Here is a 12,358-nt window from a genome sequence, read left to right on the forward strand (position 1 = left end):
TTATTTTCCTGGAAACATATCGGTCGTTATATTTATTCGGAAATAGCGCTCGCCATGAAACACCTTTCTTTGATTCTTGTTAGTTATCATCTGTACGGGCAAGCCGGTATTTTGCCCGACAGTACCATCAGCCCGAAGGATTCGTTACGTAAAATTCAGCTCAACGAAATTGTCGTTACAGCCTCACGCATCCCCGAAAATGTGCTTAAGTCACCCGTAAGCATTGACTTTCTCGACGCGCGGCAAATCCGTCTCTCCGCCCAGCCATCGTATTTCGACGCCATCGAAAACCTCAAAGGTGTTCAGTTGTTGACCCCAAGTCTGGGATTTAAAGTATACAACACGCGGGGATTTGCGAACCCGACCAATGTGCGGTTTGTGCAACTCGTAGACGGCATGGATAATCAGGCTCCGCACATTGGGGCACCTATTGCCAACGCATTGGCTCCGTCGGATCTGGACATTCAGCGTATGGAAATTGTGCCGGGGGCGGCTTCGGCATTATATGGTCTCAACGCTCTGAACGGGTTGGTTCAGTTGATTACCAAAGACCCGTTTACATCAACGGGCCTGAGCGTTAGCCAGAAGACGGGTGTCAACCACGTTAATGATGCTCTTTCGTCGGCAAAAATGTTCAGCGAAACCAGTCTGCGGTATGCCCGGCGGATAGGCTCGCGATTAGCCGTTAAAGTTAATCTCACGTATCAGCAAGGTTATGACTGGATTGCCCGCAACGCCACCGACCTGAACCCAAACGCCAATACATCGCTCGGCCTGACCGGCACCGGCAATCCCGGCAGCGATCTGGTCAATAACTACGGCGATGAGTCGGCCAACCGCCGAACACTGACTATTGGGGGCAAAAAATACGTGGTATCCCGAACGGGTTATTTTGAGAATGACATTACGGATTTGAGCCTTCGAAATCTGCGGGGCGACATAGCTGTTTTCTGGCGAATCAAGCCCACCCTGACGGTTTCTTACCGATACAAAGCGGCCACGCTCGATAACGTATACCAACGCACCAACCGCTTCCGGCTCGATAATTACGTGCTGGATCAGCATGGCCTGACGCTAGAATCGCCCTCGGTGCAAGTTCGAGCCTATCGAAGCCGCGAGAACACGGGCAACTCGTATAATATCCGGTCGATGGCCGAAAACATCGACCGATCCTACAAAAGCGATACCCAGTGGTTTGCCGATTTTACGAACCAGTTCACCGCCAGTACAGCAATCGGGCAGTCCGTAACCGATGCCCTGCGCCAGGCTCGTACACAAGCCGATGCCGGTCGCCCACAACCGGGTACCGCTGCGTTCAATGAGCAGGTTGCTACCCTCCGCGACATCAACAACTGGGACATTGGCGCGGCTTTGCGCGTGAGATCGTGGCTGTATCATGTGGAGGGACAAGTGGAGCCCACGCGGGTTTTATGGTCGGGCTTCAAACAGAAAACCGGCATTGATCTACTGGCCGGATTCGACTACCGGCGGTATGCCGTTTATCCCGATGGCAACTACTTTATCAACCCCGACCAGTCGACCGACCATAACCTGATCTATGATAAAACGGGTGGTTTTGTGCAGGCATCGCGGTCGTTATTCGGCGATAAACTTAACCTGCGCGGCTCCTTTCGGGTCGATAAAAACCGGTATTTCAACGCACGGATAAACCCACGTATCTCGCTCGTGTATTCGCCCGTCGAGAACCACAACTTTCGGGCTTCGTACCAAACGGGCTACCGGTTTCCGTCGTTGTTCGAAGCCTTTTCCAATGTCAATTCAGGCGGAGTAAAGCGCGTTGGCGGGCTGAAGATCATGTCGCAGGGGATTTTTGAGCGCTCGTATTTCCGCACGTCCATTGATGCGTTCCAGGCCGCCATCAACGCCGACGTCAATACGAATAAGCTAACGACTGAACAGGCTATCCAGAAGAACAAAGGGCTACTTAGGCCAAACACCTACACCTATCTGAAACCCGAGCAGGTCAACAGCATTGAGGTAGGCTATAAAGGGTTATTTTTTACCAGAAAACTGTACGTAGACATCGATTTTTACTACAACAGCTACCAGCATTTCATTGCTCAGGTAGAAGCCAACATTCCCAGAGGCAAGAACCCGGACTCGCTGGCCTATTACCTTGCCGACCGCAGCCAGCAGGACCGCTACCGACTCTGGACAAACTCCAGCACAACGGTTTATAACTACGGTTCCAGCCTGGGTTTACGGTATTCGGCAGGTCGAAGTTGGGTTGTTTCGGGCAATGCCTCCCTGGCCCGGCTTGCCCGCACCGATCAGGGCGATGGGCTGGAAGAAGCGTTTAACACCCCGAAATGGATTTTAAACCTGGGTATCTCGAATCAGGCACTATGGCAAAACGTGGGATTTTCCGTGAACTACAAATACCAGAGTTCGTTTTTGTGGCAGTCGGCACTGGCTACGGGCGTTGTACCCCCCATTAACACCTTCGATGCGCAACTCAGTTATACGCTGCCAGGCTCCACCCGCACCCCTGCCCCTATTGCCATTAAACTTGGCGGCACCAATTTGCTGAACCGCCCGTATACCACCTTCACCGCTGGCCCGGGTGTGGGTGGGTTTTACTACGTTACTGTCATAGCGACGGCGCTGTAGTGCCGACCGTCGGTACGACAGCCAACACTACTTCAGCAAATCCTGACGAACGAGTGTATAGGTATTTGGGTAAAAGCCAAGTTTACGGATAAATGCCTGGGGAGGATGTTCGATAAACCGTTGCATACTGGTATCATTTCTATAATAATGCATAATCTCCGGCCTAAAGATGATGAGGTTAATGTCGTTCTGCTTAACGAATTCATGGAAATCGGAATTTCGTTTATAGCGTTCGTAAGCGATGGCAACACCGCCAAGATAAGTAGTCAACGCATCCGGATTTTCGAACATCCGTATACGATCCCTATCGGTTACGGAAGCGGTCAGTTGCCGGGTATACTCAATCAATTTCCTGTCTATTGCACGGGTTGGCGTCTGCTGTTGCGATTCCTGGAACATCCAGCCCCCCACACCAAGTACAAATAGTAATGTCAATACAGCCCGCACGAGCGGGCTTACCGGTTTAGGAGCAGGTATACGCTGGCTCAGCCAGGGGCGTAGCTGAATACTCACCAGCAATGCGCCCACCACCACCGGAATAAAAAAGTAAAAGGGCGGCAGGTAGCGGATTTTGATACCCATAGAATAGATCGAACTAGCAACGGGGGCAATAACCGCCGTGATTGCCACGATGTACGGCCACGGATTATCCAGCACCCTTTGGGCGGCAACACGCGCCGTTTTACGGATAGACACCGCTGCCAGGAAGCCCGCCATCAGCAAAAGCCAGGTTAGTTTCCGATACAGTAAAGGTTCGAGAGCCGACACCCCCCGCAGGTATGTAAGCGGAGTAAAATAGGTGCCAAGGATACTGATAAGCTGCACGCTCAGGTTATACATATTTGGCAGCAGGTGATCGCCAAGAACAAGTTTAGGATGCCTGATCAAAGCATTACTCAACCCACTCACCCGTTCGCCAAAAATAAGCTGCGACATCACCTCCGAATCGACCCAGTTATTATACTCATGCAGCCGCGCGTCTTCGGGATGACGCATGGTGTAATTGTACGAAAAATCCTGTTTGAAGGCCTTTTCCCCTTTCTCCGACAGAGGGCTTCCTACTCCAAAAAAAAGCAGTAAAACGACCGCTGCAATCCCGGCAACCAAATAAAATGACTGCCTGAACCAGAACGTAGCGCCAATAAAAAGGACAAAACACACCCCAAATGGCACTACATATTCCGGTCGGAAATACGCAAACACACTATACGTGAGGGTAAGCAGGGCGCAAGCTAGATGAAGCCGTTGCCGCAGGTAACGGGCACTCATAATAAACACCAGCAGGGTCAGCAGAAAGAGCAGGATAGATACCTTGACACCCTCCGGAAAATTTATCGGGGAAAAGTGAAACGCCAGCGTACAGTACAGCGCCCAGTACCAGCGAAATTGGGCAACACGGAGGGCCACGTACAAAACAATCGTCGATAGCGACGACATCAGAAACATATTCAGGTAGTACAGCCGAATGGTATCCGGCTGGAAGAAGGAGAGGAATTTATACCAGAGCGAATAAGCCGGTCCCCAGTCGGTTTGCAGTCCCAGACGAAAATTGCTGATTCCCTGATACAGGTAAAACGCTTCATCGCCCATATGCACATCCGCTATTGTCGTAAGCTGATGGTTTAGGATATAGATGGCCACAAGAATCAACAGGAAACTTATTCCCTCAAAGAGTCTATTTTTCATTAACTAGCGTTAAGACAACTACTTAACAAAAATAGATGTAATCCCGCCTGCATAAAAAAAGCGTACCCTGCCCGGAGAGTACGCTTTTCAAAGAAAAAACATATAACAAATCACTTAGCACCAATTCGTTATTCCGAATAATAACTAACTGACTATTAAGCACCTATACGACATATACTTATTTTTTGGCCATATACATTACCCGCCAAACCTTACCTTTTACCGAGTCGGAAATGTATAAGGAGCCGTCTGGTCCCTGAGCCAGACCAACCGGACGGGCTTTGGCATCGCCGGGGCTGGCCAGGTCCAGCTTACCCGCGTTGACATTAGTACCAGGCTTGCCCTCTTCGGCCACACCGGCAAAGTTTTCGGCAAATACTTCGTACTTACCCGATGGCCGTCCGTCTTTTCCGAATGGAATAAACGCCACAAAATAGCCACCCTGTTTCAGCGGAGCGCGGTTCCAGGACCCGTGAAAACACACAAATGCGCCGTTTTTGTACCGAGCCGGGAAAGCGTTGCCGGTGTAAAACAGCAGGTCATTGGGTGCCCAGTGTCCCGGAAATGCCATGATCGGCTTCTCTTTTCCGGCACAGCGGTCTACTGTCGTACCATCGCCACCGTATTCGGGGGCCAGCAGTTTCTGGTTTTTCTCGTGGTTGTTATAGCAGTACGGCCAGCCAAAATCCGCCCCTTCTTTTACCATTAACATCTCTTCGGAAGGGAACTCGGCGCTGTATTCGTCGGTGAAGATACCCCCCCAGTTATTCAGGTTATCGCGGCCGTGCTGCATCGCATAAAGCGTATTGTTGGCCGTATTCCAGTCGAGGGCAACGGCGTTACGAATGCCGGTAGCATAGCGCTTACCATCGGCTTTGTGCTGATTCAGTTTGTTGGCGTCGAACTGCCAGATGCCGCCGTACTCTTCCAGAATTGGGCAGGGGTCCATGCCTTTGGAGCCTTTCTGCCGGTCTTTTTCCTGACAGGCGTTTGAGGGGGCACCAAAATTAACGAACAGCTTACCATCCGGCGAGATAGCCATCGACTTACTGGCGTGCTGGCGTTGGAGTGTCAGGCCCGTAATGATCGGCTCCATAGGCGTCGTTTCCATCACTTTGCCATTCGTCAGTTTGTACCGATACACCGACGTGTCGGACGAGGCATACATGTAGCCATTATAAATAGCCATGCCTGTTCCGGTGTTGTTACCCAACTTGATGGTCTCGTCGGCGCGTCCATCACCATTAGCGTCGATCAGTTCAACGATGCCTTTGCCTTCATTGAGTTTTTCGAGTTTCACGAACACCGTTCCGGCGTTATCCACCGCAATATGGCGGGCTTTACCGAGGTTGTCCGCAAAGACTAATGCCCGAAATCCATTTGTCAGTTTAAGCCCGCCATTATCCGGATCAGGTGCTATGGCCGCGCGGGTTGCCAACACCGTATGGGGCTTTGCAGGAACTGATTTTGTTGACTTGCCGGGTCCCGGTGCTACGGAGCCAGCCAGTGCTAAGGTCGTTGTTGCCATAACTAAAAGTACGATTGCTTTCATGGTTAAAAGTTGCTTGGATTACGCATTGCACGCAATAACACCCGGTAAACGGGAGGTAGCGGACAAAAGTTTTTGTTGCCTGTCAGTAGACAAGCTTGTTTATGTATTTTTGATGACTACAATAGTAGCCATTTCTACATGAATCGATATATGACTAAACGGATTACCTTGTTTTTCAACCAAAGTACCCTTCTCTTGCTAGGCTGGCTCCTGGCCCTGCCGCTATATGCACAGAAAGAGTTACCCGCCGTTTCGCTCGCCCAGTTAACGCGACCCGGTGGCTGGCAGTTGGTCGGCTCGGTGTCCCCAACAGCCGATGGGTCAGCCATGCGAACCCAGCCCGGCAGCACCATCCTGACCGGCTCCGCCGAACCGCTCACGCTGTTGACACCCACCGATGATTTTCGTCTTCGCTTCGATGTTCTCCTGTCGGCCAACGCCGATCTGGTGCTGACCTTGCCAACGGGTCAGGCAATTTCGTTTGCCGGTACTCAGGAACTCGCCCGACTCACCAAAGCACCCGGTTTGTGGCAAACCGTTGATGTGTGGTATAAAACCGGTACTGCCAACCGGCCTGCGCTGCTCGAAAAACTGGCTCTCAACGGCGTAACGGTGCGTGAGAGCCAAACGCTGAACAACACCAAACTGGGGCCGCTGACTATTATGACCAAGACCGGATCGGTCGCCATCCGTAACGTTGGCTACCGGGTCATGTCGCCCCGAACGGTGGCGCAATGGAGCACACCGGTTAGCTACACCATCGTTGAAGGCGGCTACGTAACCAGCCGCGACGAGGCCCGCAGCAAGAAAGTTTTGAAACAAGACACCACTACCCTGCTAACCTACGAAGTGTCGTATGGCCAGCCTCGTCAGTACTCCATCCTGTTTTCGGGCAAACTGAACGCGCTCCAGGCGGGCGACTATCAGTTTGAGCTGAACCGGGGTGGCGTTGGGGGCGTCTGGATCGACGGGAAAGAAGTTATCCCGACCGACCACCGGGAACTGGGTCAGCCCAGCTTCGGCACTGCAACCCTCACGGCGGGGCCACACACGGTAGAAGTCTACTTCTCGCGCTCCTGGTTCCGGCCGGGACTAGGGCTGTTCGTGTCGCAGGTGGGTACGCGCCCGCAGCCGCTTCATTCCTTGTCGTCACTTCCCGAACCCGACCCCGTAGCGGTCGTAAGCGTTAAGCCGACCACAAAAGCGGAACTGGTTCGATCCTTCGTGCAGTTACCGGGCGAAAAAACGAAACGTACCCACAGCCTGTCGGTAGGTTCGCCAGAGGGATTGCACTATACCGTCGACCTGAACCAGATGGCGCTGCTGCAAACCTGGAAAGGCGATTTTGCCGACGTGACCGAAATGTGGTACGAGCGGGGAGAGCCGCAGTTGCTGAGCCCAATGGGCGTACCCGTCCGGCTACCAGCCCAGTCGCCCCTGATGGTGCTCACCAACGAGGCCACCGCCTGGCCCGATAGTCTCGGCGAAAACGTCCTGCAGTACAAAGGCCTTACGGTCGATAAACAAGGCATGCCCACTATGGAATACACCCTGGCCGGTGCTGCCATTACCGATGCGATCCGCCCGGAAGGTAACGCCCTGATGCGGAGACTGACCCTGAAAGGCTCGCCGGATGGAACGCCCTACTGCCGCGTAGCCGCCGGTACCACCGCAGAGGAAGTGAGCAAGGGCGTCTATGCCATCAACGACCGTAATTACTTCATCCGTTTCGACCCCAAAGCCAAAGTAAAAGTGCGGCAGAGCAACGGAAAGCAGGAAGTTTTACTACCCATCGATATGAAAAACGGTGCCGGATCGGTGCAGTATTCGATTGTTTTTTAATGTTTCCGTGAATGCTGATGAATGAGTCTATAACCTGGGCTGACTTCGAAAAAGTAGAGATTCGAGCGGGTACCGTCGTAGCGGTTGAAGCGTTTCCACAGGCGCGCAAACCGGCTTATAAACTAACCATTGATTTCGGCGAGTCAGGAACCAAACGAACATCCGCACAACTCACGAAACTATACCAGCCCGACGATCTGATCGGGAAACAGGTGGTGGCGGTAGTGAATTTTCCGCCCAAACAAATTGCCACCTTCATGAGCGAATGTCTGGTGCTGGGTGCCGTTGCCGACGACGGCACGGTAACCCTGCTCCAGACCGAACGACCAACGCAGAATGGCTTACGAATCGCCTGACTTGTCCGCCTTTTTCAGCCTTACCAGTATACGTCCTGAACACAATCAGACTATGAAAAAATTACTGACCCTACCCGGTCTTCTTCTTGCGCTTTTATTTCCCCTCTCTTTCGCCCTGGCCCAGCGCCCGGCTACGGAAGAGGATTACTACCGAATCGTAACCTTACCGATTCCGGAAACCATCAAACTCGAAGTAGGCGGACTGGCTCCCCTGCCCGATGGCCGTTTGGCCGTTTGTACCCGCCGGGGCGAGGTCTGGATCATCAGCAACCCCTACATGCAGGGAAGCCGCGTACCGACCTACAAAAAATTTGCCTCGGGTTTGCACGAGCCGCTGGGCCTCATGTGGCACCCAAAAGGCTACTTCCTTTGTACGCAGCGGGGTGAAGTCACCAAGCTGGTCGATAACGATGGCGACGATGTGGCCGACGAATACAGTTCATTCTACAAATGGCCGCTATCGGGCAATTACCACGAGTACAGCTACGGGCCCGTACTGCTGCCCGACGGCGACATGATCATTACCCTCAACCTCGACTGGATCGGCTATGGGGCCAGCCTGGCCAAATGGCGCGGCTGGATGCTTAAACTCACCGAAAACGGCGAAATGACGCCCTGGGCAACGGGCCTTCGGTCGCCCGCCGGATTCGGCATTCTGCACGACGGCAGCATTTTCTACACCGAAAACCAGGGCGACTGGGTTGGCTCGGGGCGGATGACCAACCTGACGAAAGGGGCTTTTGCCGGTAATCCGGCCGGTCTGCGCTGGTCGGGCGAGCCGGGTTCGCCTTTGTCGCTCAAGCCGGAAGAGGTACCCAGCACAGGCAAACCCATGTTTGAGGTAGCCAAAACTGTTAAAGAATTAAAGGTGCCCGCCGTTTGGTTTCCGCACACGCTGATGGGTATTTCGACCTCAGATTTTAAGGAAGACACCACCAAAGGCGCTTTCGGCCCGTTTGCCGGGCAACTGTTCGTGGGCGACCAGGGGCACAGTAAAATTATGCGGGTAGCGCTGGAGAAAGTCAACGGGGAGTGGCAGGGGGCCTGCTTCCCATTCCGCGAAGGATTTCAGTCGGGTATTATCCGCACCGTTTGGGGTCAGGATGGTTCGATGTTCGTGGGTATGACGAGCCGGGGCTGGGCCGCTACGGGCAAAGACCCGTATGGTATTCAGCGGCTGGTCTGGACGGGTAAAATGCCGTTCGAGATGAAGACCATCACCTCCAAACCCGATGGTTTCGAGGTCACCTTCACCGCCCCCGTCGACCGGAAAGCCGCCGAAAGCCCCGAGAGCTACAGCCTGAACAGTTTCACCTACAAGTACCACAGAACCTACGGAAGCCCCATCGAAAATGCCCGTCCGGTGCCCATTCGGGGTGTTGTAGTGGCTCCCGATGGCCTGAGTGCCCGAATCGTGGCCGACACCGTTCTGCGTGAGGGCTACATTCATGAAGTAAAGGCCGAGGGCGTCCGGTCGGCGTCGGGTATGCCCCTGTTGCACTCGGTTGGTTATTATACGCTCAACGCCATTGCGCCTGGCGAAAAACTGACCCTGCCCGCACGCGCGGTGGCCATGGCCAAACACGACCATGCGGAGATGATGGCGACCGAAAAGAAAGCAGCCGCCACAACCAGCAAAAACGTTAAATCGGTGAATGCCAAACGGACGGTAGCCATGCCCGCCGACTGGACCAACGGTGCCGACCAAACGCTGACGGTGGGCACGAAACCCGGCCTGAAATTTGATACGGATAAGCTGGAAGTAAAAGCAGGCAGCCGGATCAAGCTCGTGTTCAACAACAACGACGACATGCTGCACAATTTCGTGATCACGAAACCGGGCGCGGCCAATGCCGTTGGCGATGCCGCCCTTCGGCTCAATCTTAATGGCCCGAAAATGAACTACGTACCCGCCACGCCTAACGTGCTGTATCACACGAATATCTTGCAGCCCGAAACTTCGGAAACGATCTATTTTCTGGCTCCTGCCGAGCCGGGTGATTACCAGTTCGTCTGCTCCTTCCCCGGCCACTCGTCACTGATGCAGGGCACACTGAAAGTGGTGAAATAAGGTTGCCGCTTGTACCAGATAATGACGCTCTCGTCGAGAGCGTCATTATTTTACCCAATCCGAACGTCTAATCGACTGATTCTCCGTTCTATCCCTATGCGAACCACTTTACTACTCATCGTCCTGCTTTTTAGCTTACAGGTTGCCAACGCCCAGCGCCGACGCGACGAAGACACTGCTCATTACCGGGCCATGCCTATTCCGGCGCATCTGCTGCCTATTGAGCGGGCATATGGGTCATCGTCGCTGGGAAGCGTCTACTTTTACGGTGGCAAGCGCCTGTCATCCCCCTATTCGCTGGAGATTCCGTTCTACGAACTTAACGACCCAACGGTTAGCCACCGGTTTCAGACCTTTCGTACCCTCACCACCCTGAGCCGACTAACGGCCCTCTTACCGCTGGCCTATATTTTATTGAGCAGTAACCGCACCGGGGGCACCTATTGGACCATTTATGGCGGCTCCATCGCAGCATCGCTAACCCTCTCGATTGTTGGCAACGGGCAAATCAACAAGGCCGTAACCCGGTATAATGATTTACTTCGCCAACCCAGAATAGGCATGTCGCTGGCTCCCGTACCCCTAACGGGCTCACTGGCTGCGGGGGTAGGGGTTTCGTATGGGTTTTAAGTTGATATCCGCAGGATATACCGATTACATACAAACAAAAAAGCGTGGATGCGAATGGAGCCACAAGAAAACGGCTTCTTACTTTATTCGGCCTGATTACTGATCTACAAAATATTCGTTGGCACTGATATTCTAAAAAGCGCAAACTAGGCTGGTTTGCGCTTTTTTAGTAGCTTCGCTGATTCAATCAGCAAACTCATGCAAATAAAACCATCGCGTCTTCTTTTTATCGCTTTCATTCTTTTTTCACCCCTACTCAACGCCCAAACAATTGTTAACCGCGACCCCCAAATCGCGGATCTCGTCAGCCAGATCTCGGCCGATAGCCTCCGGGCTCATATCAATGGACTCGTCAGTTTCGGCACCCGCCATACGCTGAGCGTACCCGCCGATGCCACGACGCAGGTGGGCAAAAAAGGCCTGGGTGCCGCCCGACAGTGGATTCTCGGCAAATTCAACCAATATGCCAAACAGTCGGGCGGACGAATGACCGCCATGCTCGATACCTGGACACTCCAGCCCGACGGTCGGCGGGTAGATAAACCCGCTAATATGGGCAACGTGATGGCCACCCTGAAAGGTACTGATCCCACCGACACCCGCGTTTTCATTGTGCAGGGCCACATGGACAGCCGCGTAACCAACGTGATGAACCGCGAATCGGACGCGCCGGGTGCCAACGACGATGGATCGGGAACGGCGGCCGTGATTGAATTATGCCGGGTTATGAGCAAATCGTCTTTCCCCGCCACGGTCATTTTCGTGACGCTAACGGGCGAAGAGCAGGGCTTGTTAGGGGCCGAACACTTGTCGGAACGGGCCGTCAAGGAGAAGTGGAACCTCGAAGCGGTGCTCAACAACGACATCATGGGCAGCAACAACAGCAGCGATACCCGTATCATCGACAACACCCGCATCCGGGTATTCAGCGAAGGGCTACCGGGCAATCTGATGAAAGATACCACCGGCCGTATCGGGCAAATCCGTCAGTTCGGCAATGAAAACGACGGCAAAGCCCGCACCCTGGCGCGTTACCTAAAAGAAGTGGGTGAACGCTACGTCGAAAATCTGGAAGTCGTGATGGTGTACCGCAATGACCGTTACCTGCGCGGGGGCGACCATACACCCTACGTGCAACGCGGTTTTGCCGCCGTTCGTCTGACCGAGATGAACGAAAACTATGAACACCAGCACCAGGACCTACGCACCGAAAATGGAATCGAATACGGCGACCACCCGAAGTTCATGGATTTCGAATACCTCCGCAAAAACACGGCGATCAACCTGGCCACGCTCGCCAATCTGGCCAAAGCCCCGGCGGTACCCCAGAAAGTGACGGTGGATGTTCGGAACCTCACCAACGCGACGGTGCTATACTGGCAGGCACCCTTAACAGGCAAAGTGAAAGGCTATTATGTACTCATGCGGGAAACGTATTGGCCGTTCTGGCAGAAGAAATTCTTCACCACCAAACTCGGCATGACGCTCCCCTATTCGAAAGACAATTATTATTTCGCCGTGCAGGCCGTGAGTGAGGATGGGAATGAGAGCTTGCCGGTATTACCCGTCCCGAATTTGCGGTAATATATC

Annotated in this window: 8 protein-coding genes; 6 read left to right on the top strand and 2 right to left on the bottom strand. The window is 53.5% G+C overall.

The window, feature by feature from the left end; translation table 11 throughout:
* Nucleotides 1-54: 54 nt before the first annotated feature.
* Nucleotides 55-2,631, top strand: coding sequence for a TonB-dependent receptor (locus CRO74_RS22495; protein WP_097129151.1), 2,577 nt, complete (start codon nucleotides 55-57; stop codon nucleotides 2,629-2,631).
* A gap of 27 nt (nucleotides 2,632-2,658) precedes the next feature.
* Here the strand turns inward: CRO74_RS22495 and CRO74_RS22500 are convergent, their stop codons facing one another.
* Both CRO74_RS22500 and CRO74_RS22505 read right to left on the bottom strand, forming a co-directional pair.
* Nucleotides 2,659-4,317 (bottom strand): hypothetical protein, encoded by a 1,659-nt coding sequence (locus CRO74_RS22500; protein WP_144035966.1) that lies wholly within the window; start codon nucleotides 4,315-4,317, stop codon nucleotides 2,659-2,661.
* A 178-nt stretch (nucleotides 4,318-4,495) separates the two neighbouring features.
* Complete coding sequence (locus tag CRO74_RS22505; protein ID WP_097129154.1) at nucleotides 4,496-5,869, bottom strand: PQQ-dependent sugar dehydrogenase; 1,374 nt, start codon at nucleotides 5,867-5,869, stop codon at nucleotides 4,496-4,498.
* 150 nt (nucleotides 5,870-6,019) lie between these two features.
* Between CRO74_RS22505 and CRO74_RS22510 the strand changes: the two genes are divergently transcribed.
* The 5 genes from CRO74_RS22510 to CRO74_RS22530 all read left to right on the top strand — a co-directional run bounded on the left by CRO74_RS22510 (nucleotide 6,020) and on the right by CRO74_RS22530 (nucleotide 12,352).
* Complete coding sequence (locus CRO74_RS22510; RefSeq protein ID WP_097129156.1) at nucleotides 6,020-7,711, top strand: hypothetical protein; 1,692 nt, start codon at nucleotides 6,020-6,022, stop codon at nucleotides 7,709-7,711.
* Between the two features lie 17 nt (nucleotides 7,712-7,728).
* Nucleotides 7,729-8,067 carry a tRNA-binding protein gene (locus CRO74_RS22515; RefSeq protein ID WP_097129346.1) on the top strand — a complete coding sequence of 113 codons (339 nt, stop codon included), beginning with the start codon at nucleotides 7,729-7,731 and terminating at the stop codon, nucleotides 8,065-8,067.
* Nucleotides 8,068-8,119: 52 nt separating this feature from the next.
* Complete coding sequence (locus tag CRO74_RS22520) at nucleotides 8,120-10,138, top strand: plastocyanin/azurin family copper-binding protein (RefSeq protein ID WP_097129348.1); 2,019 nt, start codon at nucleotides 8,120-8,122, stop codon at nucleotides 10,136-10,138.
* 96 nt (nucleotides 10,139-10,234) lie between these two features.
* On the top strand, nucleotides 10,235-10,768 hold the full coding sequence (locus CRO74_RS22525) for a hypothetical protein (protein ID WP_097129157.1): 534 nt from the start codon (nucleotides 10,235-10,237) through the stop codon (nucleotides 10,766-10,768).
* Between the two features lie 198 nt (nucleotides 10,769-10,966).
* Nucleotides 10,967-12,352: a M20/M25/M40 family metallo-hydrolase gene (locus CRO74_RS22530; protein WP_097129159.1), complete on the top strand. Its 1,386-nt coding sequence runs from the start codon at nucleotides 10,967-10,969 to the stop codon at nucleotides 12,350-12,352.
* Nucleotides 12,353-12,358 lie beyond the last annotated feature (6 nt).

It is taken from the genome of Spirosoma fluviale (assembly GCF_900230225.1).
Classification (GTDB): Bacteria; Bacteroidota; Bacteroidia; order Cytophagales; family Spirosomataceae; genus Spirosoma; species Spirosoma fluviale.